We start from the raw sequence: 21,987 nt of genomic DNA, 5'->3' as shown, positions 1-21,987 counted from the left end.
GCTGATGTTACAACCAAAGCGTACGAAATTCCGTAAGGTGCACAAAGGCCGTAACCGCGGTCTGGCTGCGGGTACGGATGTCAGCTTCGGTACTTTCGGTCTGAAAGCTGTTGGCCGTGGTCGTCTGACTGCTCGTCAGATCGAAGCAGCACGTCGTGCTATGACCCGTGCAGTTAAGCGTCAAGGTAAGATCTGGATCCGAGTATTCCCGGACAAACCGATCACCGAGAAGCCGCTGGAAGTGCGTATGGGTAAAGGTAAGGGTAACGTAGAGTATTGGGTTGCCCTGATCCAGCCTGGTAAAGTCCTGTATGAAATGGACGGCGTACCAGAAGAGCTGGCCCGTGAAGCATTCAAGCTGGCAGCAGCAAAACTGCCTATCAAAACCACCTTTGTAACTAAGACGGTGATGTAATGAAAGCAACAGAGCTGCGTGAAAAAAGCGTTGAAGAGCTGAACACTGAGCTGCTTAATCTGCTGCGTGAGCAATTTAACCTGCGCATGCAGGCAGCATCTGGCCAACTGCAGCAGACCCATCTGCTGAAACAGGTGCGCCGTGATGTTGCACGCGTTAAGACTTTACTGACTGAGAAGGCGGGTTCGTAATGACCGATAAAATCCGTACTCTGCAGGGTCGTGTAGTAAGTGACAAAATGCAGAAATCTGCAGTTGTTGCTATCGAACGTTTTGTGAAACACCCGATCTACGGCAAATTCATCAAACGTACGACTAAGCTGCACATCCATGACGAGAACAATGAATGTGGAATTGGTGACGTGGTAGAAATCCGCGAATGCCGTCCACTGTCCAAGACTAAATCCTGGACCCTGGTTCGCGTAATCGAGAAAGCGGTTCTGTAATAAGAATTGTTTTTTCTGAGAAACCCTCTGCTTCGGCAGGGGGTTTTTTTTTGCCTGGTATCTGGCCTGTTCCATTCATGCCAGTGGTTGTACAAGTCTGAGAGCGTTCACAAATTTAACGGGCAGCCCGTGGGTCCTGCGGTTCATCAGTCAATGCGACCTGAAAATGCCACACGGGAGCGAGCGGTTTATCATCGCCAGGGAAGTGATGAGTCTTGAAAATGGAGAGTCATGATTGATTGTGTCGGCTACCGTTGAACGTTTTCACCGTTCACCGCACTACCTGTCACCCCAGCAACTGTCACTGCACTGCCTGCTATTGTCTCAGCCAAAAACTTGCCGCTAATATCGGATAGCACATAACCACTGACAACCCACAGGCAAGTTTATGACACGAACGCTGTTACTGAAGAATGCCGACTATGTGGTCTGCATGGATGCTGACCGTCAGGAAATACGACACGCCAGTATTTTGATAAAAGGAAATCAAATTGCTGCGGTTGGAGAAGCAGACTCATTACCTGATAACGCCGACGAGGTGATTGATCTCCAGGGACACATTGTTATTCCAGGCCTGATCAATACGCATCACCATATGTACCAGAGCCTGACCCGCGCTATTCCTGCGGTGCAAAATGGTGAACTGTTTAACTGGCTGACTCACCTCTATCCACTGTGGCAGAATTTAACGCCCGGGATGATTCAGGTGTCAACGCAGATCTCAATGGCCGAGTTGATCCTCTCCGGCTGCACCACCACCAGTGACCACCTCTATGTTTACCCTAATGGCTGTAAGCTTGACGACAGCATTGAAGCTGCATCCATAATGGGTATGCGTTTCCATGCGAGCCGGGGCAGCATGAGTGTCGGTTAATCCCAGGGTGGCCTGCCGCCCGATTCGCTGGTTGAGAGTGAAGCAGCCATTCTGAAGGATACGCAGCGGGTGATTGAGCGCTATCACGATGACAGCTATGGCTCGATGCTACGCATTGTGGTTGCGCCATGTTCACCGTTCTCGGTCAGCCGTGAGCTGATGAAGCAGTCCGCAGCACTGGCACGCAGCTTCAACGTCTCTCTGCATACGCATCTGGCGGAGAATGACAGTGATATCCAATATAGCCGCGAAAAGTTCAACATGACACCCGCGCAGTATGTTGAAGACCTCGGCTGGGTAGGCCCGGATGTCTGGCATGCACACTGCGTCAAACTGGATCAGCCCGGTATTGAGTTATTTGCGCGTACAGGGACAGGTATCGCGCACTGTCCGTGCTCAAACATGCGTCTCGGCTCGGGCATTGCGCCGATAAGGCACATGTGCGATGCCGGAGTACATGTCGGTTTGGGGGTGGATGGTTCTGCCTCCAATGACAGCGCAGATATGATGGCAGAAGTACGTCAGGCCATGCTGCTGCAACGCGTGGGGTTCGGCCCGGATGCGATGACGGCGCGTCAGGCACTCGAACTGGCGACGCTGGGGGGAGCAAAAGTGCTGAATCGCAATGACGTGGGCGCTATTGCGCCGGGCATGATGGCTGATTTGGCTATTTTTGACCTCAATCGCATTGGTCTTGCCGGGGCAGGGCACGATCCCGTTGCTGCGCTGGTATTCTGTAATCCCGGCCAGGTCGCTTACAGCATCATTAACGGTAAAGTCAGGGTGCGTAACGGAGAACTGGCCGGAATTGACCTGCCAGCCGTACTGCGTCAGCATAACCAACTAGCCAGAAAGCTGGTTGATTGAGTCAGAAGGGCACTTAATTTGGAAGGCGACGAAAAATAAGGCAGATTACATTTGCTACTGTTCGCACTATTCCCTAGAATACGCCCTCCCTGTCATCAGGGAAAATCAGCGGCTCGATTGAGAGCCGTTTATTTTTTCTACCCATCTGTGAGAACCGGTGTTACAATGCCGCGCCCTCAATTATGGGGCTTTCTAACGACCTGAGGTTTAGGTCCCGAAGTAGTAGTTGACATTAGCGGAGCACTAAAATGATCCAAGAACAGACTATGCTGAACGTCGCCGACAACTCCGGTGCACGTCGCGTAATGTGTATCAAGGTTCTGGGTGGCTCGCACCGTCGCTACGCAGGCGTCGGTGACATCATCAAAGTTACCATCAAGGAAGCAATTCCTCGTGGTAAAGTCAAAAAAGGTGATGTCCTGAAGGCGGTAGTGGTGCGCACCAGGAAGGGTGTTCGTCGCCCGGACGGTTCTGTCATTCGCTTCGATGGTAATGCATGCGTTATTCTGAACAATAACAGTGAGCAGCCTATCGGTACGCGTATTTTTGGGCCGGTAACTCGTGAACTTCGTACTGAAAAGTTCATGAAAATTATCTCTCTGGCACCAGAAGTACTCTAAGGAGCGAACAATGGCAGCTAAAATCCGTCGTAACGACGAAGTTATCGTGTTAACCGGTAAAGATAAAGGTAAGCGCGGTAAAGTTAAGAATGTCCTGTCTTCTGGTAAGGTCATCGTTGAAGGTATCAACCTGGTTAAGAAACATCAGAAGCCGGTCCCGGCCCTGAACCAACCAGGCGGCATCGTTGAAAAAGAAGCTGCTATTCAGGTTTCTAACGTTGCACTGTTCAACGCGGCAACTGGTAAGGCTGACCGTGTAGGCTTTAGATTCGAAGACGGCAAAAAAGTCCGTTTCTTCAAGTCTAACAGCGAAACTATCAAGTAATTTGGAGTAGTACGATGGCGAAACTGCATGATTACTACAAAGACGAAGTAGTCCAGAAACTCATGACAGAGTTTGGCTACAATTCTGTCATGCAAGTCCCTCGGGTCGAGAAGATCACCCTGAACATGGGTGTTGGTGAAGCGATCGCTGACAAGAAACTGCTGGATAACGCAGCAGCTGACCTGGCAGCAATCTCCGGTCAAAAACCGCTGGTCACCAAAGCACGCAAATCAGTTGCAGGCTTCAAAATCCGTCAGGGCTATCCGATCGGCTGTAAAGTAACTCTGCGTGGCGAGCGCATGTGGGAGTTCTTTGAGCGTCTGGTCACCATTGCTGTTCCACGTATCCGTGACTTCCGTGGCTTGTCCGCTAAGTCATTCGATGGTCGTGGCAACTACAGCATGGGTGTACGTGAGCAGATCATCTTCCCAGAAATCGACTACGACAAAGTCGATCGCGTTCGTGGTTTGGATATCACCATTACCACTACTGCGAAATCTGATGATGAAGGCCGTGCTCTGCTGGCTGCCTTTGACTTCCCGTTCCGTAAGTAAGGTAGGGTTACTTAATGGCTAAGCAATCTATGAAAGCACGCGAAGTTAAGCGTGCAAAATTAGCAGACAAATTCTTCGCTAAACGCGCTGAACTGAAAGCGATCATCTCTGATGTGAACGCTTCCGACGAAGATCGTTGGGATGCTGTTCTGAAGCTGCAGAGTCTGCCGCGTGATTCCAGCCCTTCGCGTCAGCGTAACCGCTGCCGTCAAACAGGTCGTCCGCACGGTTTCCTGCGGAAGTTTGGGTTGAGCCGTATCAAGGTCCGCGAAGCCGCCATGCGCGGTGAAATCCCGGGCCTGAAAAAGGCTAGCTGGTAATTGTCACCAATTGAATCACGGGAGTAACACAGATGAGCATGCAAGATCCGATCGCGGATATGCTGACCCGTATCCGTAACGGTCAGGCCGCAAACAAAGTTGCGGTCACCATGCCTTCCTCCAAGCTGAAATTGGCAATTGCCAACGTTCTGAAGGAAGAAGGATATATTGAAGATTTCAAAATCGAAGGCGACATCAAGCTGGAACTGGAACTTACTCTCAAGTATTTCCAGGGCAAAGCTGTTGTAGAAAGCATTCAGCGAGTAAGCCGTCCTGGTCTGCGCATCTATAAGAAAAAAGATGAGCTGCCAAAGGTAATGGCCGGTATGGGCATCGCTGTAGTTTCTACATCTAAAGGTGTCATGACTGATCGTGCAGCGCGCCAGGCAGGTCTTGGTGGCGAAATTATCTGCTACGTAGCGTAATCGGAGGATACATATGTCTCGTGTTGCTAAAGCACCTGTCGTTGTTCCTGCCGGCGTAGAGGTAAAACTCAACGGTCAGGTAATTTCGATTAAAGGTAAAAACGGCGAGCTGACTCGTACTATCAATGATGCTGTTGAAGTTAAGCATGCTGACAACGCTCTGACTTTCGCACCGCGCGAAGGTTTCGTTGACGGCTGGGCGCAGGCGGGTACTTCTCGCGCGCTGCTGAACGCAATGGTTATCGGTGTTACCGAAGGCTTCACTAAGAAGCTGCAGCTGGTTGGTGTAGGTTATCGTGCAGCCGTTAAAGGCGACGTGGTCAACCTGTCTCTGGGCTTTTCTCATCCAGTCGATCACCAGCTGCCCGCGGGTATCACTGCAGAATGTCCAACTCAGACTGAGATCGTGCTGAAAGGCGCTGATAAACAGCTGATTGGTCAGGTTGCAGCGGACCTGCGCGCCTACCGTCGTCCTGAGCCTTATAAAGGCAAGGGTGTCCGTTACGCCGACGAAGTCGTGCGTACCAAAGAGGCTAAGAAGAAGTAAGGTAACACTATGGATAAGAAATCTGCTCGTATCCGTCGTGCGACCCGTGCACGTCGCAAGCTCAAAGAGCTGGGTGCTACTCGCCTGGTGGTACATCGTACCCCGCGTCATATTTACGCACAGGTAATCGCCCCGAACGGTTCCGAAGTTCTGGTCGCTGCTTCTACTGTAGAAAAAGCTATCACTGAACAACTGAAGTATACCGGTAATAAAGAAGCCGCAGCTGCAGTAGGTAAAGCTATCGCAGAACGCGCAATCGAAAAAGGCATCACTGGTGTTTCTTTCGACCGTTCCGGTTTCCAATATCATGGTCGCGTCCAGGCACTGGCAGATGCTGCCCGTGAAGCTGGCCTTCAGTTCTAAGGTAGAGGTCTAAGATGGCACACATCGAGAAACAAGCTGGCGAACTGCAGGAAAAACTGATCGCGGTAAACCGTGTTTCTAAAACTGTTAAAGGTGGTCGTATCTTCTCCTTCACAGCACTGACTGTGGTAGGCGATGGTAATGGTCGCGTAGGTTTTGGTTACGGTAAAGCGCGTGAAGTTCCAGCAGCGATCCAGAAAGCGATGGAGAAAGCCCGTCGCAACATGGTTAACGTCGCGCTGACCAACGGCACCCTGCAGCACCCAGTTAAAGGTGCACACACGGGTTCCCGCGTGTTCATGCAGCCGGCTTCAGAAGGTACCGGTATTATTGCCGGTGGTGCAATGCGCGCCGTTCTGGAAGTCGCTGGAGTTCATAACGTACTGGCAAAAGCGTATGGTTCTACAAACCCGATTAACGTGGTTCGTGCAACTATCGATGGCCTGGGCAATATGAAATCTCCGGAAATGGTCGCTGCTAAGCGTGGTAAATCCGTTGAAGAAATTCTGGGGTAATCACGATGGCTAAGACTATTAAAATCACTCAAACCCGTAGTTCAATCGGCCGCTTGCCTAAGCATAAAGCCACTCTGGTTGGCCTGGGTCTGCGTCGTATTGGCCACACCGTTGAGCGTGAAGACACGCCAGCAGTACGCGGTATGGTCAACGCGGTTTCCTATATGGTTAAAGTGGAGGAGTAAGAGATGCGTTTAAATACTCTGTCTCCGGCCGAAGGGTCTAAGCACGCTACCAAGCGTCTGGGTCGTGGTATCGGTTCTGGCCTCGGAAAAACCGGTGGTCGTGGTCACAAAGGTCAGAACTCACGTTCTGGCGGTGGCGTACGTCGCGGTTTCGAAGGTGGTCAGATGCCTCTGTACCGTCGTCTGCCGAAGTTCGGTTTCACCTCTCGCAAAGCAATGATCACCACAGAGATTCGTCTGTCTGATCTGGCGAAAGTTGAAGGCGGTATCGTCGACCTGAACGCGCTGAAAGCAGCCAACATTGTCGGTGTTCAGATTGAATTCGTTAAAGTAATTCTGTCTGGTGAAGTTTCTACACCGGTAACGGTTCGCGGTCTGCGTGTCACCAAAGGTGCACGTGCTGCAATCGAAGCTGCTGGCGGTAAAATCGAGGAATAAGTAGCAGATGGCTAAACAACCGGGATTAGATTTTCAAAGTGCCAAAGGTGGCTTTGGTGAGCTGAAACGCAGACTGCTGTTTGTAATCGGCGCACTCATTGTCTTCCGTATTGGCTCTTTTATTCCAATCCCTGGTATTGATGCCACTGTACTTGCCAAACTGCTTGAGCAACAGCGTGGCACCATCATTGAAATGTTTAACATGTTCTCTGGTGGTGCTCTCAGCCGTGCTTCTATTTTCGCACTGGGCATCATGCCGTATATTTCGGCATCGATTATTATCCAGTTATTAACGGTGGTTCACCCAGCGTTAGCGGAAATTAAGAAAGAAGGGGAGGCTGGCCGTCGTAAGATTAGCCAGTACACCCGATACGGTACGTTGGTATTGGCCATATTCCAGTCGATCGGTATTGCTACCGGTCTGCCGAATATGCCAGGGATGCAAGGCCTGGTAATGAATCCAGGCTTTGCTTTCTACTTTACCGCTGTTGTGAGTCTGGTCTCGGGAACGATGTTCCTGATGTGGCTGGGCGAACAGATTACTGAACGTGGTATCGGTAACGGTATTTCGATCATTATCTTCGCAGGTATTGTTGCGGGTCTCCCGCCGGCCATTGGCCATACCATCGAGCAAGCGCGGCAAGGCGACCTGCACTTCCTTCTGTTGCTGTTGGTTGCAGTACTCGTATTCGCAGTGACCTTCTTTGTTATCTTCGTTGAACGTGGTCAACGCCGCATTGTGGTGAACTACGCAAAACGTCAGCAGGGTCGTCGCGTTTACGCTGCACAGAGCACACATTTACCGTTGAAAGTGAACATGGCGGGTGTTATTCCAGCTATCTTCGCTTCCAGCATTATTCTGTTCCCGGCAACGATTGCATCGTGGTTTGGGGGCGGTACCGGTTGGAACTGGCTGACAACAATTTCGCTGTATTTGCAGCCAGGACAGCCGCTTTATGTGCTACTCTATGCGACTGCAATCATCTTCTTCTGTTTCTTCTATACGGCGTTGGTTTTCAACCCACGTGAAACAGCAGATAACCTGAAGAAGTCTGGTGCATTCGTACCGGGAATTCGTCCGGGAGAGCAAACGGCGAAGTATATTGATAAAGTAATGACGCGACTGACCTTAATCGGCGCCCTGTACATTACGTTTATCTGCCTTATCCCGGAGTTCATGCGTGATGCGATGAAGGTTCCCTTCTACTTTGGCGGTACGTCACTGCTTATCGTAGTTGTCGTCATCATGGACTTTATGGCTCAAGTGCAAACTCTGATGATGTCAAGTCAGTACGAGTCGGCACTGAAGAAAGCTAACCTGAAAGGCTACGGCCGTTAATTCAGTTGGTTGAGAAGTTACGGAGAGTAAAAATGAAAGTTCGTGCTTCCGTCAAGAAATTATGTCGTAACTGCAAAATCATTCGTCGCGACGGTGTCGTCCGTGTGATTTGTAGCGCCGAGCCTAAGCATAAACAGCGCCAAGGCTGATTTTGTCACATATTTTTCTTGCAAAGTCGGGTTGAGCTGGCTAGATTAGCCAGCCAATCTTTTGTATGTCAGTGCGTTTCCATTTGAGTATCCTGAAAACGGGCTTTTCAGCATGGGACGTGCTTGTTTAATTATAGGAGTGCATAGTGGCCCGTATAGCAGGCATTAACATTCCTGATCAAAAACATACCGTTATCGCATTAACTTCGATCTTCGGTATCGGTAAAACCCGTTCAAAAGCCATCTGCGCTTCAACGGGTATTGCTGAAAATGTTAAGATCAGTGAGCTGTCTGAAGAACAAATTGATCAGCTGCGTGATGCAGTTGCGAAATTCGTTGTAGAAGGTGATCTGCGCCGTGAAATCACCCTGAGCATCAAGCGTCTTATGGACCTTGGTTGCTACCGTGGTTTGCGCCATCGTCGTGGTCTTCCGGTTCGCGGTCAGCGTACTAAGACCAACGCACGTACCCGTAAGGGTCCGCGTAAACCGATCAAGAAATAATCGGGGTGAGTAAATAATGGCAAAGGCACCAGTTCGTGCACGCAAGCGTGTAAGAAAACAAGTCTCAGATGGCGTGGCTCATGTCCATGCTTCTTTTAACAACACTATCGTTACCATTACTGATCGTCAGGGTAACGCACTGGGTTGGGCAACCGCCGGTGGTTCCGGTTTCCGCGGTTCACGTAAATCCACTCCGTTTGCTGCTCAGGTCGCTGCAGAGCGCTGTGCAGAAGCGGTAAAAGATTACGGAATTAAGAACCTGGAAGTTATGGTAAAGGGTCCGGGTCCAGGACGCGAATCTACGATTCGTGCTTTGAACGCCGCTGGTTTCCGCATCACTAATATTACTGATGTGACTCCGATCCCTCATAACGGTTGTCGTCCGCCGAAAAAACGTCGCGTATAACGCCCGTTTTTTTAGGATAGTTGGAGAAAGAAAATGGCAAGATATTTGGGTCCTAAGCTCAAGCTGAGCCGTCGTGAGGGCACTGACTTATTCCTTAAGTCTGGCGTTCGCGCGATTGATTCCAAGTGTAAGATTGAACAAGCCCCTGGTCAGCATGGTGCGCGTAAACCGCGTCTGTCTGATTACGGCGGTCAGTTACGTGAAAAGCAGAAAGTTCGTCGTATCTACGGCGTGCTGGAGCGTCAGTTCCGTAACTATTATAAAGAAGCAGCTCGTCTGAAAGGCAACACCGGTGAAAACCTGTTGGCTCTGCTGGAAGGTCGTCTGGACAACGTAGTTTATCGTATGGGCTTTGGTGCCACTCGTGCAGAAGCACGTCAGCTGGTGAGCCATAAGTCTGTTCTGGTAAATGGCCGCGTTGTTAACATCGCTTCTTATCAGGTATCTCCGAATGATGTCGTTAGCATCCGTGAGAAAGCCAAAAAGCAATCTCGCGTGAAGGCCGCTCTGGAGCTGGCTGAGCAGCGTGAAAAGCCAACCTGGCTGGAAGTTGATGCGACTAAGATGGAAGGTGTGTTCAAGCGTATTCCTGAACGTACTGATCTGTCTGCGGACATTAACGAACACCTGATCGTCGAGCTTTACTCCAAGTAAGGCTTAGTACCAAAGAGAGGACACAATGCAGGGTTCTGTGACAGAGTTTCTAAAACCGCGCCTGGTAGATATCGAGCAAGTGAGTTCGACGCACGCCAAGGTGACCCTTGAGCCTTTAGAGCGTGGCTTTGGCCATACTCTTGGTAACGCACTGCGCCGTATTCTGCTTTCATCCATGCCGGGTTGCGCGGTGACCGAGGTTGAAATTGATGGTGTACTTCATGAGTACAGCACCAAAGAGGGCGTACAGGAAGATATCCTGGAAATCCTGCTCAACCTGAAAGGGCTGGCGGTAAGAGTTCAGGGTAAAGATGAAGTTATTCTGACCCTGAATAAATCTGGCATTGGCCCTGTGACTGCAGCCGACATTACCCATGATGGTGATGTCGAAATCGTCAAGCCTCAGCATGTCATTTGCCATCTGACCGATGAGAACGCTGCTATCAGCATGCGTATCAAAGTTCAGCGTGGACGTGGCTATGTGCCGGCTTCTGCCCGAATTCATTCGGAAGAAGATGAGCGCCCAATCGGCCGCCTGTTAGTTGACGCTTGCTACAGCCCTGTAGACCGTATCGCCTACAATGTTGAAGCAGCGCGTGTAGAGCAGCGCACCGACCTGGACAAGCTGGTCATCGAAATGGAAACCAACGGCACAATCGATCCTGAAGAGGCGATTCGTCGTGCGGCAACCATTCTGGCTGAACAACTTGAAGCTTTCGTTGACTTACGTGATGTACGTCAGCCGGAAGTTAAAGAAGAGAAACCAGAATTCGATCCGATCCTGCTGCGCCCTGTTGACGATCTGGAATTGACTGTCCGCTCTGCTAACTGCCTTAAGGCAGAAGCTATCCACTACATCGGTGATCTGGTACAGCGTACCGAGGTTGAGCTGCTTAAAACGCCTAACCTTGGTAAAAAATCTCTTACCGAGATTAAAGATGTGCTGGCTTCGCGTGGTCTTTCTCTGGGCATGCGCCTTGAGAACTGGCCGCCAGCAAGCATTGCTGATGAATAATCAGATCACAGGTTAAGGTTTCACTGAGAAGGATAAGGTCATGCGCCATCGTAAGAGTGGTCGTCAACTGAACCGCAACAGCAGCCATCGTCAGGCTATGTTCCGCAACATGGCCGGTTCTCTGGTTCGTCATGAGATCATCAAAACGACTCTGCCGAAAGCCAAAGAACTGCGTCGCGTAGTTGAGCCGCTGATTACTCTTGCCAAGACCGACAGCGTAGCTAATCGTCGTCTGGCATTCGCCCGTACTCGTGATAACGAGATCGTGGCAAAACTGTTTAATGAGTTAGGCCCGCGTTTCGCGAGCCGTGCCGGTGGTTACACTCGTATTCTGAAGTGTGGCTTCCGTGCTGGTGACAACGCTCCGATGGCTTACATCGAGCTCGTTGATCGTCCAGAAGCTCAAGCAGAAGCAGCTGCAGAGTAATCTGTAGCAACGTAAAAAACCCGCTTCGGCGGGTTTTTTATTGCCTGCAATTTATTACCTTAGAACGTAGTCTTTCATGTTCAAAGGAGCTAACTATGTGGCTGGTTGATGAACTTGCTGAACAGCACATCAAAGCAGCGTTAGAAAAAGGCGAGCTGAGTAATCTTCCTGGCTCAGGCAAGCCACTACAGCTGGATGATGACAGCCATGTTCCGCCCGAATTAAGAGCAGGTTACCGGTTGCTCAAAAATTCAGGATTTCTGCCGCCTGAACTTGAGTTAAGACGCGAAGCCATGGAAGTTAACGATCTTATTTGTCAGCTCGATCCTGCCGATCCCCGGTATCAGGATCAGCGTAATCGGCTTCAGGTGCTGACACTGAGATTACGCCAGGCTGGAATGAGCACCGATTTTCTTCATGGCCGTTATGCCGCAGCCATCCACAATCATTTCCGTGAGGAGAAGTAAATGTTTCGCATTGGCCAGCTAGCTAAGCTTGCAGATGTCACGCCAGACACGATTCGCTTCTATGAAAAACAACAGATGATGGATCATGATGGTCGGACAGAAGGCGGTTTTCGACTTTATAGCGAGAGTGATCTTCAGCGTCTGAAATTTATTCGCTACGGGCGCAAACTCGGCTTTAGCCTTGAAGCCATCAGAGAGCTGCTCTCGATCCGGGTCGATCCTGTGCATCACACCTGTCAGGAATCAAAAGCGATCGTTGAAAAACGGCTGTATGAAGTTGCTCAAATGATCGCAGAATTAGAAACGATGCAGCGTTCTCTGCGACATCTCTCGGATGCCTGTTGTGGAGACAGCCACACTAGCGTTTCGTGCTCAATTCTTGAGGCACTGGAGCGGGGAGAGGCTTTGAGCAAATAAGGATATTGTTATTTTGCTGCAAAAGAATAAAGTATCAGACCTTATAAACAGGAGGCGTCATGAGTAAATATCAGCACACCAAAGGGCAAATTCGCGACAACGCGATTCAGGCCCTCTTACACGACCCGCTATTTCGGCAACGTATTGAGCAGAAGCAAAAAGGTAAAGGCAGTTTTAAGCGAAAAGAGAAACATGGCAAGGGGACTGGATGGGAGGGCAGTGATAAGAAAGCGTCTTATCACTGCCCTTCTGCTTTTACGGTTAAAAAAACCGCCTGTGCGGCGGCTTATCAACTATACCCGCGTGTTTTGCTGTTTAAGCAGATCGCGGATTTCAGTCAGCAGTAATTCTTCGTTCGTTGGTTTCGCAACGGGCTTTTCAACTTCCTTTTTCTTATACAGACGGTTCATTAACTTGATCGCCATGAAGATTGCGAAAGCGATGATGACGAAATCGAAGATGGTCTGAAGGAAGATACCGTATTGCATTACAACGGCTGGCGCATCACCAACTGCGGGCTTAAGTACCCACTGGAATGATTTAAAGTCGACACCACCGATCAGCAAGCCCAATGGTGGCATAATGATGTTGGCGACCAGCGATGAAACGATTTTCCCGAAGGCCGCACCGATGATAACACCGACGGCGAGATCCATCACATTACCGCGCATCGCGAAATCGCGAAACTCTTTGATTAAACTCATACTTATCTCCTTGCCTAAGCCAATGTCATAAAGTTTAACAAACCTTACTGTTTTTGCCATCAACTCAGCGATTTAAGCGGCACTTTCACGCGTCTCGTACTTTTTATGCCTGTAAATGCGGCATTTACAGGAAAAATGGACTTGGCTGAAAGAGACGTTCAACGTCTGAGACAAATTTCTTGTCGGTGAGGAACATGATGACATGATCTCCTTGTTCAATACGCAGATTGTCATTGGCAATCATCACATCGTCACCGCGAACCACTGCGCCGATAATGGTCCCTGGCGGTAATTTGATATCATCAATTGAACGGCCGACCACGCGTGAAGTGGATTCGTCCCCATGCGCTATTGCTTCGATTGCCTCTGCAATACCGCGTCGCAGTGACGATACACCCACGATATCTGCTTTGCGCACATGGCCCAGCAGAGCAGAGATAGTGGCCTGCTGAGGTGAAATAGCAATATCGATGACGCTGCCCTGCACCAGATCGACATACGCACGACGCTGTATAAGCACCATAACTTTCTTCGCCCCCATCTTTTTTGCCAGCATGGCTGACATGATGTTGGCTTCATCATCATTGGTGACGGCAATAAACAGATCAACCTGCTCAACGTGCTCTTCCGCCAGCAACTCCTGATCGGACGCATCGCCATAAAAAACTACCGTGTCATGCAGATGTTCTGCAAGTTCGGCTGCGCGCTGAGCATTACGTTCAATCAGCTTAACGCTGTAATGTTTCTCAAGACGCTGTGCCAGACCGAAACCAATGTTACCGCCACCCACCAGCATAATCCGCTTGTAGGGTTTCTCCAGCCGTTGCATCTCGCTCATTACGGCACGAATGTTCTGGCTGGCGGCGATGAAAAAGACTTCATCACCCGCTTCTACAATGGTTGAGCCCTGCGGACGAATGGGCCGGTCCTGACGAAAGATAGCGGCTACGCGGGTATCGATGTGTGGCATATGCTCACGCATGATGGAGAGCGGATTGCCCACCAGTGGTCCACCATAATAGGCTTTCACCACCGCAAGGCTGACTTTGCCCTCAGCAAAGTTAACCACCTGCAACGCGCCAGGATACTGGATTAAACGGTAGATATTTTCGATCACCAACTGTTCCGGTGAGATCAGGTGATCAATGGGCACCGCTTCAGGAATAAATAACTTGTCCGCATCACGCAGATAGTCGGCCGCGCGAATCCGGGCGATACGGTTCGGCGTATTGAAAAGCGAATAAGCAATCTGGCAGGCAATCATGTTGGTTTCGTCGGAGTTGGTAACGGCTACCAGCATGTCGGCATCTTCCGCGCCTGCTTCCCGCAAAATGCGCGGATGAGAACCATGACCCTGCACGACGCGCAGATCGAATTTATCCTGCAGATGACGCAGGCGTGAAGAGTCGGTATCCACCACCGTGATATCGTTGTTTTCACCGACCAGATTTTCTGCCAGGGTACCGCCAACCTGACCTGCGCCCAGAATGATTATTTTCATCGCTTATCAATACTCATCTCAGTTTGTACCCGATTTCTTTATCAGCTTAGCGTAGAAGAAACCATCTCCGCCTTCGGCTTGCGGGAATACCTGTAGGCCATTCGCGGGTGCATCCCTGAGGGAAACGGCTTGTGCATCGTGCTGGCGCTGCAGGAAAGCATCTATCTGCTGATGATTCTCTTCAGGCAGGATGGAACAGGTAGCATAAATCAGCGTGCCGCCTGGTTTCAGGTGCGGCCAGACAGCATCAAGAATTTCAGACTGAAGCTTTGCCAGCTCGGCGATATCACGATCGCGACGCAGCCACTTGATGTCTGGATGACGTCGGATCACTCCGGTAGCAGAGCAGGGGGCATCCAGCAGAATTCGGTCAAACTGCCGATCACCGCACCACTGCTGCGGCGTCCGTCCATCACCCTGTTTAACATCTGCTTTCATGCCCAGTCGCTGCAGATTTTCCTCAACGCGTTTAAGGCGCTGTGCATCTACGTCGACGGCCATGACTTCTGCTTCCGGCGCGATTTCGAGAATATGGGTCGTTTTACCGCCGGGTGCAGCACATATATCCAGAATCTGTTCGCCGTTTTGGGGTTCAAGCAGCAAAGCACAGCGCTGAGCGGACAAATCCTGCACGGTCACCCAACCCTGCCCGAAGCCTGGTAACTGACTGACCGGAGCAGGGGCATCGAGCCGAAGTGCATCCGGCACATCGTCAGCAGGCTGTGCATTCCTGCCACTTTCAGTCAGCAGGGCCAGCCATGCATCACGTTCGTGGTGCTGTTGGTTAACCCGCAACCACATCGGCGGACGCTGGTTATTGGCTTCGACGATCTGCTGCCACTGTTCTGGCCAGGCATGCTGCAATCGCTTTAGCAGCCATCCCGGATGCAGATACCGCTGCGGGCCATCCTGAATGCTGGCGAGCAGCTCTTCGCGCTGGCGCTGAAACTGGCGTAATACACCATTTAATAAGCCTTTCAGGCTGGTGCGCTTCAGGACTTCGGCCCCTGCGACAGTTTCTGCCAGTGCGGCGTGAGCAGGCACGCGTGTATATTCCAGCTGGTAAAGCCCGACCATGATCAGATAGTGCAGAACCCGCTGTTTACCGGTAAGGGGACGCGCCATCAGTTTACCGATTAGCGCTTCAAGCTGCGGTAATGTACGCAACACGCCAAAACAGATCTCCTGCACTAACGCGCTATCTTTGTCAGAGAGTTTTTTCTGAGCGGCAGGCAGTGCCGTGTTCAGGGATTCGCCCTTGTCGACAACGCGCTCAATAAGTTGGGCGGAGAGGCTACGCAGGTTGATTGATTTAGTCATAGGGTTTTGTCATCAAACAAAAGGCCCGGTGAGTGACCGGGCCTGAGAGTCAGTCCAGAAGGGTTCCAGGTTCAAACCATTCCCGGCGCGAGTTGAGAAGATCCTGAGCCGACATCGGTTTTTTACCGGCGGGCTGCAACTGCAGTAGATTCAGTACACCCTGAGCGGTCGCCACCTGGATGCCACGTTTATCCGCATGAATAATTTCACCCGGCGAACGATCGCTGTGAGGCAGAACGCTTGCCTGCCAGACTTTCACCGGTTGATCATCAATGGTGAAAAAGCTCATCGGCCACGGGTTAAACGCGCGAATACAACGTTCAAGCTGTTCTGCTGAGAGTGTCCAGTCAAGACGAGCTTCCTCTTTACTGAGCTTCTCAGCATAGTTGGCCAGCGCTTCATCCTGTTTTTCAGGTGTAGCCTGCTGAGTGCTCAGTAAGGTCAGCGTATCCAGCAGTCCCTGTGGTCCAAGTTCAGCCAGCTTATCGTATAGCGTTGCACTGGTATCCTGGGCAGTAATCGGACAGGCAAGCTTGTGCAGCATATCGCCGGTGTCCAGCCCCACATCCATCTGCATGATGGTCACGCCGGTTTCGCTGTCGCCAGCCCAGAGCGCACGTTGAATCGGTGCGGCTCCACGCCAGCGTGGCAGCAGTGAACCATGAACGTTGATGCAGCCCAGACGTGGCATATCAAGCACGGCCTTTGGCAGAATTAATCCGTAGGCCACAACAACCATCACATCAGCCTTAAGGTCAGCAACCAGCTGCTGATTCTCTTCCGGTCGCAGTGACTTAGGCTGATACACAGGAATGTCATGTGCCATCGCCAGCGTTTTGACCGGGCCTGGGGTTAATTTGTTACCGCGACCCGCCGGGCGGTCGGGTTGGGTGAATACACCGATAACCTGATGTTCAGAAGCAAGCAGCGCGTCAAGATGACGCGCTGCAAAGTCAGGTGTGCCGGCAAAGATGATTTTTAGCGGGGCAGACACGTGTATCCCTTCTTAAGTTCTCAGGAAGCCTGGGCGTTCTGACGCGCCAGTTTCTCTAACTTAGTTTTGATTCGTTGCCGCTTCAGAGGCGACAGATAATCGATAAACAGTTTGCCTTCCAGATGATCGATCTCATGCTGGATACAGATGGCCAGTAACTCGCTGGCTTCCAGCTCGAAACTGTTACCGTCACGATCAAGTGCACGGACTTTAACCCGCTCGGCACGTGGAACAAATGCGCGCTGTTCCGGAATTGAGAGGCAACCCTCTTCAATACCGGTTTCGCCGCTTTTTTCCAGCAGCTCAGGGTTGATCAGAACTAAACGCTCTTCACGACTTTCAGAGACATCAATCACGATAATGCGCTGATGAATATCGACCTGCGTAGCGGCAAGACCGATACCTTCTTCGGCATACATCGTCTCGAACATATCATCAACGATACGCTGAATGTCTGCGTTAACTTCTTTAACGGGCGCAGCGACTTTGCGAAGACGCTCGTCAGGGAAATGTAATACCTGCAAAACTGACATAAATATCCAGATCTGTATTCGGTTAAGAAAAGATTACTACCTCATATTGTAGACTTTTCGAGGCCTGATTGACAGCATTGTGCAGCAGGAAGCAAGGGCGATCAGGGAGTCTGAGATGGACAAAATAGCGCAGTATGTGCGGCTGGCAGCCGTCACTGGAATGACAGGGAAACGCTGGATTGACGTCGCACAGCAGACAGGTGGCCAGGTAGCAGATAAGGAGCAGCTTATCCGATTAGGGTTAGATGCCAGTCAGCGCCAGCAATATTATGATTTCAGTGCAAAAAAACTTCCAGAATTGTATGACTGGCTGGCACAGAGTCCGGCTCATCATCTGATTACTGCGCTGGACGCGGCCTATCCAGCCCGTCTCAAAGAAACGAGCCGCTTTCCGCCACTGCTCTATATTCATGGCGATCCTGCTGTGATAAGTACTCCTCAGTTAGCGGTGGTGGGGAGTCGAAACTGTTCACATAATGGCCGTTACTGGTGCGACTGGTTTACTCAGCACTTAAGCCTCAGCGGTCTGACCATTACCAGCGGACTGGCCCGGGGTATTGATGGTGTTGCACATAAGGCAGCACTCAACGTGAAGGGCAAAACGGTGGCTGTGCTGGGCAGTGGGTTACAAAATCTCTATCCTAAAAATCATGCCGACCTTGCCGCAGAGATTGTTGAGCAGGGTGGTGCTGTGATTTCTGAATTTCCGCTGGCGACCCTGCCGCATCCGGCGAATTTTCCACGCCGTAATCGTATCATCAGCGGTCTGAGTCATGGGGTGCTGGTGGTAGAAGCTTCGCTGAAGAGTGGTTCGCTGGTGACGGCCCGCTATGCGCTGGAGCAGAATCGCAATGTCTATGCCTTACCTGGCGCGATCGGCAATCCATTAAGTGAAGGCGTTAACTGGCTGATTCAGCAGGGTGCGCTGCTGGTGGCCCACCCCAATAACATTGTGGAAGATCTGGCTGGTGCGCTGAACTGGCTGCCAGCGACACAGGCCGACGAAATTTATTCTGAGGTGAGTGACGATGCTCCATTGCCATTTGCTGATGTGTTGGCTAACGTAGGTGATGATGTTACACCTGTTGACGTTGTCGCTGAACGTGCCGGCCAATCTGTGCCAGTTATCTCAGCTCAGTTGCTGGAACTGGAGTTAGCAGGATGGATCGCAGCTGTACCCGGCGGCTATGTCCGATTGAGGAGGGCATGCCATGTTCGACGTACTGATGTATTTGTTTGAGACATATATCCACAACGAAGCAGAAATGGGTGTTGATCAGGACAGATTGACAGACGACCTGACGGATGCCGGGTTCCATCGTGAAGATGTTTACAGTGCGCTGAACTGGCTGGAAAGACTGGCTGATTATCAGGAAGGGCTGGTTGAGCCAGTTTTACTGACAAGTGATCCGCTCTCCATGCGTATCTATACCGACGAAGAGAGCAAGCGTTTAGATGCTGATAGCCGTGGTTTTCTGCTGTTCCTGGAGCAGATTCAGGTGCTGAACCTGGAAACCCGTGAAATGGTCATCGAACGTATCATGGCGCTGGATACCTCTGAGTTTGACCTGGAGGATCTCAAATGGGTGGTGCTGATGGTGTTGTTCAACATCCCGGGATGTGAAAATGCCTATCAGCAGATGGAAGAACTGCTATTCGACGTCAATGAAGGTATGCTGCATTAAATTTCCTTTCATGCATTGATCGCTATGAGTAAAGCTGCACTCTTCACCGTGCGTAAACAGGATCCCTGCCCCGCTTGCGGGGCAGAACTGGTTATTCGCTCCGGTAAACATGGTCCTTTTCTGGGCTGCGCGAACTACCCGGCTTGCGACTACATTCGACCTTTAAAAGGTCAGGCCGATGGCCACGTGGTCAAAGTGCTGGAAGGCCACGCCTGTCCAGAATGTGGTGCGGATAAAGTGCTGCGGCAGGGACGTTTTGGCATGTTTATCGGCTGCAGCTGCTATCCGGAATGCGGATACACCGAAACCATCGATAAACCGGATGAAACCTCGCTGGCCTGTCCTCAGTGCCATGAAGGCCGGTTAGTTCAGCGGCGTTCCCGTTACGGCAAAACGTTTCACTCCTGCGATCGCTATCCCGCCTGCCAGTTTGTTGTCAATCTGACACCCGTTGCCGGAATCTGTCCTTATTGTGAGTATCCACTGTTAGTTGAAAAAAAGACGGCGCAGGGCATTAAACGATTCTGTGCCAGTAAGAGTTGTGGCAAAGCCATCGCTGAAGAGAATTCATAGATCATGGAAAATCAACACCTCGCCGATTCATTTGAAAATTGCTTAGCGCATCTGAATCGTCAGGCGGTCATCGCCTATCCAACTGAAGCTGTATTTGGTCTGGGCTGTGACCCTGACAGTGAATCTGCCGTCATGGCCTTGCTGGCGCTGAAACAGCGTCCGGTAGAAAAGGGACTTATCCTGATTGCCGCTGATTACACCCAGCTTGAACCTTATATCTCCGCACGCGAACTTTCGGTGATGCAGCGTGAGCGGATGTTTGCATGCTGGCCCGGTCCTGTGACCTTTGTCGTCCCCGTTCCACCACAAACCCCTCGCTGGCTGACCGGGCAGTTTGATTCGCTGGCCATTCGCGTCAGTGACCATCCCGATGTGCAGGCGCTTTGCCGCGCATTTGGTAAACCGCTGGTTTCAACCAGCGCAAATCTGTCGGGTCTGCCTCCCTGCCGCACGGCGGAAGAAGTGAAGCAACAGTTTGGTGAGCACTTCCCGGTTCTGTCGGGAAAAACCGGTGGCCGCCTTAATCCCTCTGAAATCCGCGATGTGATTAGCGGCGAACTTATACGTCAGGGTTAATTCATGGATCAATTCGCCGTTTTCGGTAATCCCATCAGCCACAGTAAATCTCCGCTGATCCATCAGGCTTTCGCTGAGCAGACGGGTATTGAACATCGCTATGGTCGCATCTGCGCCCCGATTGATGGTTTTCCCCAGGCGCTCTCTGCCTTTTTTGAACAGGGAGGTCGTGGTGCCAATGTGACGTTGCCTTTTAAACAGCAGGCATGGGAGTTTGCCGATCAGCTGAGTGAACGTGCAGCCCTGTCCGGCGCGGTAAACACGGTGAAAAAACTCAGTGATGGTCAGATCCTGGGGGACAACACGGATGGCATTGGCCTGTTAAGTGACCTTGAGCGGCTTAAGATGATCAACGCTGGCGACAATGTATTGCTGGTGGGCGCGGGCGGGGCTGCTCGCGGCGTCATTCTGCCATTGCTTTCAGCGGGCGTGACACTGACCGTCGTCAATCGTACAGCTGCACGCGCTGAAGAGCTGGCGACGCTGTTTGGAGAGAATGGGCCTATCCGGGCATGTCGTTTTGAACAGCTGACGGATCAGCACTTCGATCTGATCGTTAATGCCACTTCAAGCGGTGTGAATGGAGAAACGCCTCCTTTACCTTCTGACGTGATCCATTCCGGCGTGCAGTGCTATGACATGTTTTACCAAAGCGGGCTGACGCCTTTCCTGCGCTGGTGTCAGGGGCATGGCACGAATCATCTGGCAGATGGTTTGGGTATGCTGGTGGGGCAGGCTGCTCATGCCTTCTATATATGGCACGGAGTAATGCCAGACATTGCTCCGGTCATTGCTCAGCTTAAGCAGGCCATGCAGTCGTGAATCAGGCGATACAGTTCCCTGATGATGAAGCCTATGATGCTGAACTCAAGGCGGTTTGTTTCCCGGTACTGGTCAACGGCATGCGGCTGAACTGTGCAATCAGCTGTGAGTCGTTGATATCACGTTTTGGTGAAGGAGAGGCGATGGCGCTGTTTCAGCACCATCGCTGGGATCTGGAGGATGAGGCGGAAGAGGCTATCCGTCAGGATAACGTTGATGCTCAGGGCTGGGTCTGGTTAGCGTCAGCCAGGTAATCATCTTTCCAGCCCACATAGTTGTTAGCGGAATAGCGTAACCCTTCTTTTTCGCTGTCATTAAGCGGCCTGATTTGCTTCACCGGACTCCCCAGATAGAGATAGCCACTCTCCAGTCTTTTACCTGGCGGCACCAGACTGCCGGCACCAATCATCACCTCATCTTCTACTATTACGCCATCAAGCAAAATCGATCCCATTCCGACCAGCACGCGATCGCCAATGGTACAGCCGTGCAGCATCGCTTTATGGCCGACCGTGACCTCCTCGCCAATAATAAGAGGGAAGCCTTGCGGATTGGCGGCAGATTTATGCGTAACGTGCAGAACACTGCCGTCCTGCACATTGGTTCGGGCACCGATCCGGACCTGATTCACGTCACCCCTGATCGCAACAAGCGGCCAGATGCTGACGTCATCCTCCATAATCACATCACCAACGACAACACTGCTTGAATCGACCATAACGCGCTGGCCAGTTTGCGGGAAAAGATCTTTATAGGGGCGTAGGGCGGAAGTCATCATGTTCTCCTTTGTTCTGTTTTCACTGCAGCCTGATGCGATTTTACACAGCTGACAAGCCAATTCTGACCCGGATCGCTGGTGATCTCATCAATCTGGATCATTTATAACCGTTCAGATAAAAGATCCAAAAAAAGGGTTGTGCTCTGAAACGGGATCCCTATAATGCGCCTCCATCGACACGGAACACCGGCAACGGGAAGCGGGTTGAGAGGCACAGGAGACTGCGCCGCC

35 protein-coding genes and 1 pseudogene are annotated in these 21,987 nt (G+C 51.3%); 30 read left to right on the top strand and 6 right to left on the bottom strand.

Translation table 11 applies throughout. From position 1 onward, the window contains the following. Positions 1 to 4 precede the first annotated feature (4 nt). The 24 genes and pseudogenes from rplP to Q7C21_RS21485 all read left to right on the top strand — a co-directional run bounded on the left by rplP (position 5) and on the right by Q7C21_RS21485 (position 12,617). The gene (rplP, locus tag Q7C21_RS21600) at positions 5 to 415 is read left to right on the top strand and encodes a 50S ribosomal protein L16 (protein ID WP_008927134.1); all 411 of its coding nucleotides are present in this window, start codon (positions 5 to 7) and stop codon (positions 413 to 415) included. After that, positions 415 to 606: a 50S ribosomal protein L29 gene (gene rpmC, locus Q7C21_RS21595; RefSeq protein ID WP_003850146.1), complete on the top strand. Its 192-nt coding sequence runs from the start codon at positions 415 to 417 to the stop codon at positions 604 to 606. Before rplP ends, rpmC begins: the two co-directional genes overlap by 1 nt. Continuing rightward, on the top strand, positions 606 to 860 hold the full coding sequence (gene rpsQ / locus Q7C21_RS21590) for a 30S ribosomal protein S17 (RefSeq protein WP_003850147.1): 255 nt from the start codon (positions 606 to 608) through the stop codon (positions 858 to 860). Before rpmC ends, rpsQ begins: the two co-directional genes overlap by 1 nt. Before the next feature lie 388 nt (positions 861 to 1,248). Then, positions 1,249 to 2,601, top strand: a pseudogene (locus Q7C21_RS21585) (8-oxoguanine deaminase). A gap of 248 nt (positions 2,602 to 2,849) precedes the next feature. After that, a complete protein-coding gene (gene rplN / locus Q7C21_RS21580; protein WP_006120590.1) occupies positions 2,850 to 3,221 on the top strand; it encodes a 50S ribosomal protein L14 in 372 nt (123 codons plus the stop codon). Between the two features lie 10 nt (positions 3,222 to 3,231). Further along, a complete protein-coding gene (gene rplX, locus Q7C21_RS21575) occupies positions 3,232 to 3,546 on the top strand; it encodes a 50S ribosomal protein L24 (RefSeq protein ID WP_003850150.1) in 315 nt (104 codons plus the stop codon). A gap of 14 nt (positions 3,547 to 3,560) precedes the next feature. Further along, complete coding sequence (gene rplE / locus Q7C21_RS21570; protein WP_003850155.1) at positions 3,561 to 4,100, top strand: 50S ribosomal protein L5; 540 nt, start codon at positions 3,561 to 3,563, stop codon at positions 4,098 to 4,100. Positions 4,101 to 4,114: 14 nt separating this feature from the next. Further along, positions 4,115 to 4,420 carry a 30S ribosomal protein S14 gene (gene rpsN, locus Q7C21_RS21565; RefSeq protein ID WP_008927132.1) on the top strand — a complete coding sequence of 102 codons (306 nt, stop codon included), beginning with the start codon at positions 4,115 to 4,117 and terminating at the stop codon, positions 4,418 to 4,420. A gap of 32 nt (positions 4,421 to 4,452) precedes the next feature. Beyond that, positions 4,453 to 4,845: a 30S ribosomal protein S8 gene (gene rpsH, locus Q7C21_RS21560; protein ID WP_003850158.1), complete on the top strand. Its 393-nt coding sequence runs from the start codon at positions 4,453 to 4,455 to the stop codon at positions 4,843 to 4,845. A gap of 13 nt (positions 4,846 to 4,858) precedes the next feature. Continuing rightward, a complete protein-coding gene (rplF, locus tag Q7C21_RS21555) occupies positions 4,859 to 5,392 on the top strand; it encodes a 50S ribosomal protein L6 (protein ID WP_003850161.1) in 534 nt (177 codons plus the stop codon). A 9-nt stretch (positions 5,393 to 5,401) separates the two neighbouring features. Continuing rightward, positions 5,402 to 5,755: a 50S ribosomal protein L18 gene (gene rplR, locus Q7C21_RS21550; RefSeq protein WP_003850163.1), complete on the top strand. Its 354-nt coding sequence runs from the start codon at positions 5,402 to 5,404 to the stop codon at positions 5,753 to 5,755. Positions 5,756 to 5,769: 14 nt separating this feature from the next. Beyond that, on the top strand, positions 5,770 to 6,270 hold the full coding sequence (gene rpsE, locus Q7C21_RS21545; protein ID WP_003850164.1) for a 30S ribosomal protein S5: 501 nt from the start codon (positions 5,770 to 5,772) through the stop codon (positions 6,268 to 6,270). A 5-nt stretch (positions 6,271 to 6,275) separates the two neighbouring features. Further along, positions 6,276 to 6,455, top strand: a complete 180-nt coding sequence (rpmD, locus tag Q7C21_RS21540; RefSeq protein WP_003850166.1) for a 50S ribosomal protein L30 — start codon at positions 6,276 to 6,278, stop codon at positions 6,453 to 6,455. A gap of 3 nt (positions 6,456 to 6,458) precedes the next feature. Continuing rightward, positions 6,459 to 6,893 carry a 50S ribosomal protein L15 gene (gene rplO, locus Q7C21_RS21535; RefSeq protein ID WP_003850168.1) on the top strand — a complete coding sequence of 145 codons (435 nt, stop codon included), beginning with the start codon at positions 6,459 to 6,461 and terminating at the stop codon, positions 6,891 to 6,893. A 7-nt stretch (positions 6,894 to 6,900) separates the two neighbouring features. Next, positions 6,901 to 8,232 (top strand): preprotein translocase subunit SecY, encoded by a 1,332-nt coding sequence (secY, locus tag Q7C21_RS21530; RefSeq protein WP_003850175.1) that lies wholly within the window; start codon positions 6,901 to 6,903, stop codon positions 8,230 to 8,232. Positions 8,233 to 8,264: 32 nt separating this feature from the next. Beyond that, positions 8,265 to 8,381 (top strand): 50S ribosomal protein L36, encoded by a 117-nt coding sequence (gene rpmJ / locus Q7C21_RS21525; protein ID WP_004160566.1) that lies wholly within the window; start codon positions 8,265 to 8,267, stop codon positions 8,379 to 8,381. 146 nt (positions 8,382 to 8,527) lie between these two features. Next, positions 8,528 to 8,884: a 30S ribosomal protein S13 gene (gene rpsM, locus Q7C21_RS21520; RefSeq protein ID WP_003850176.1), complete on the top strand. Its 357-nt coding sequence runs from the start codon at positions 8,528 to 8,530 to the stop codon at positions 8,882 to 8,884. Positions 8,885 to 8,900: 16 nt separating this feature from the next. Beyond that, on the top strand, positions 8,901 to 9,290 hold the full coding sequence (gene rpsK / locus Q7C21_RS21515; RefSeq protein WP_004160563.1) for a 30S ribosomal protein S11: 390 nt from the start codon (positions 8,901 to 8,903) through the stop codon (positions 9,288 to 9,290). Positions 9,291 to 9,323: 33 nt separating this feature from the next. After that, positions 9,324 to 9,944, top strand: a complete 621-nt coding sequence (gene rpsD / locus Q7C21_RS21510) for a 30S ribosomal protein S4 (RefSeq protein WP_008927131.1) — start codon at positions 9,324 to 9,326, stop codon at positions 9,942 to 9,944. Between the two features lie 25 nt (positions 9,945 to 9,969). Further along, entirely contained in the window at positions 9,970 to 10,959 is a 990-nt protein-coding gene (locus Q7C21_RS21505) for a DNA-directed RNA polymerase subunit alpha (protein WP_003850179.1), read from the top strand. Positions 10,960 to 10,999: 40 nt separating this feature from the next. After that, the gene (gene rplQ / locus Q7C21_RS21500; protein ID WP_003850180.1) at positions 11,000 to 11,386 is read left to right on the top strand and encodes a 50S ribosomal protein L17; all 387 of its coding nucleotides are present in this window, start codon (positions 11,000 to 11,002) and stop codon (positions 11,384 to 11,386) included. A 95-nt stretch (positions 11,387 to 11,481) separates the two neighbouring features. Then, positions 11,482 to 11,853: a DUF1992 domain-containing protein gene (locus Q7C21_RS21495; protein ID WP_039660531.1), complete on the top strand. Its 372-nt coding sequence runs from the start codon at positions 11,482 to 11,484 to the stop codon at positions 11,851 to 11,853. After that, on the top strand, positions 11,854 to 12,270 hold the full coding sequence (gene zntR, locus Q7C21_RS21490) for a Zn(2+)-responsive transcriptional regulator (RefSeq protein ID WP_003852359.1): 417 nt from the start codon (positions 11,854 to 11,856) through the stop codon (positions 12,268 to 12,270). A gap of 59 nt (positions 12,271 to 12,329) precedes the next feature. Continuing rightward, a complete protein-coding gene (locus Q7C21_RS21485; protein WP_008927129.1) occupies positions 12,330 to 12,617 on the top strand; it encodes an alternative ribosome-rescue factor A in 288 nt (95 codons plus the stop codon). Here the strand turns inward: Q7C21_RS21485 and mscL are convergent. From mscL to def, 5 genes are all read right to left on the bottom strand, one after another. Then, a complete protein-coding gene (mscL, locus tag Q7C21_RS21480) occupies positions 12,564 to 12,974 on the bottom strand; it encodes a large-conductance mechanosensitive channel protein MscL (protein ID WP_003852356.1) in 411 nt (136 codons plus the stop codon). The two genes, Q7C21_RS21485 and mscL, sit on opposite strands and share 54 nt — an antisense overlap. Positions 12,975 to 13,098: 124 nt before the next feature. Further along, entirely contained in the window at positions 13,099 to 14,475 is a 1,377-nt protein-coding gene (gene trkA, locus Q7C21_RS21475) for a Trk system potassium transporter TrkA (RefSeq protein ID WP_008927128.1), read from the bottom strand. Between the two features lie 18 nt (positions 14,476 to 14,493). Next, on the bottom strand, positions 14,494 to 15,795 hold the full coding sequence (gene rsmB, locus Q7C21_RS21470) for a 16S rRNA (cytosine(967)-C(5))-methyltransferase RsmB (RefSeq protein ID WP_375151083.1): 1,302 nt from the start codon (positions 15,793 to 15,795) through the stop codon (positions 14,494 to 14,496). A 49-nt stretch (positions 15,796 to 15,844) separates the two neighbouring features. Continuing rightward, positions 15,845 to 16,789, bottom strand: a complete 945-nt coding sequence (gene fmt / locus Q7C21_RS21465; protein ID WP_110410954.1) for a methionyl-tRNA formyltransferase — start codon at positions 16,787 to 16,789, stop codon at positions 15,845 to 15,847. Positions 16,790 to 16,809: 20 nt separating this feature from the next. Then, a complete protein-coding gene (gene def / locus Q7C21_RS21460; RefSeq protein ID WP_003852348.1) occupies positions 16,810 to 17,322 on the bottom strand; it encodes a peptide deformylase in 513 nt (170 codons plus the stop codon). Between the two features lie 115 nt (positions 17,323 to 17,437). Here def and dprA point away from each other — a divergent pair, with 115 nt between their 5' ends. Genes dprA through Q7C21_RS21430 form a run of 6 tightly spaced genes read left to right on the top strand, consistent with a single transcriptional unit; the run spans position 17,438 to position 21,232 of the window. Beyond that, positions 17,438 to 18,562 (top strand): DNA-protecting protein DprA, encoded by a 1,125-nt coding sequence (gene dprA / locus Q7C21_RS21455; protein ID WP_008927125.1) that lies wholly within the window; start codon positions 17,438 to 17,440, stop codon positions 18,560 to 18,562. Then, a complete protein-coding gene (gene smg, locus Q7C21_RS21450; RefSeq protein WP_003852344.1) occupies positions 18,534 to 19,007 on the top strand; it encodes a DUF494 family protein Smg in 474 nt (157 codons plus the stop codon). Before dprA ends, smg begins: the two co-directional genes overlap by 29 nt. Positions 19,008 to 19,031: 24 nt before the next feature. Next, a complete protein-coding gene (locus Q7C21_RS21445; protein ID WP_003852341.1) occupies positions 19,032 to 19,580 on the top strand; it encodes a topoisomerase DNA-binding C4 zinc finger domain-containing protein in 549 nt (182 codons plus the stop codon). A 3-nt stretch (positions 19,581 to 19,583) separates the two neighbouring features. Then, positions 19,584 to 20,156 carry an L-threonylcarbamoyladenylate synthase type 1 TsaC gene (tsaC, locus tag Q7C21_RS21440; RefSeq protein WP_003852339.1) on the top strand — a complete coding sequence of 191 codons (573 nt, stop codon included), beginning with the start codon at positions 19,584 to 19,586 and terminating at the stop codon, positions 20,154 to 20,156. A gap of 3 nt (positions 20,157 to 20,159) precedes the next feature. Further along, positions 20,160 to 20,978 carry a shikimate dehydrogenase gene (gene aroE, locus Q7C21_RS21435; protein WP_140034168.1) on the top strand — a complete coding sequence of 273 codons (819 nt, stop codon included), beginning with the start codon at positions 20,160 to 20,162 and terminating at the stop codon, positions 20,976 to 20,978. Then, on the top strand, positions 20,975 to 21,232 hold the full coding sequence (locus Q7C21_RS21430) for a DUF1488 domain-containing protein (RefSeq protein WP_003852334.1): 258 nt from the start codon (positions 20,975 to 20,977) through the stop codon (positions 21,230 to 21,232). The genes aroE and Q7C21_RS21430 overlap by 4 nt, the downstream gene beginning before the upstream one ends. Here Q7C21_RS21430 and Q7C21_RS21425 read toward each other — a convergent pair. Further along, positions 21,199 to 21,753 carry a gamma carbonic anhydrase family protein gene (locus Q7C21_RS21425; RefSeq protein WP_003852332.1) on the bottom strand — a complete coding sequence of 185 codons (555 nt, stop codon included), beginning with the start codon at positions 21,751 to 21,753 and terminating at the stop codon, positions 21,199 to 21,201. The genes Q7C21_RS21430 and Q7C21_RS21425 overlap by 34 nt on opposite strands. Positions 21,754 to 21,987: the final 234 nt, after the last annotated feature.

It is taken from the genome of Pantoea sp. ANP04, from assembly GCF_041982285.1.
Taxonomy (GTDB): domain Bacteria; phylum Pseudomonadota; class Gammaproteobacteria; order Enterobacterales; family Enterobacteriaceae; genus Pantoea; species Pantoea eucalypti.
Note: the sequence above shows the minus strand (reverse complement) of the source record. Positions and strands in the feature narration are given on the sequence as shown.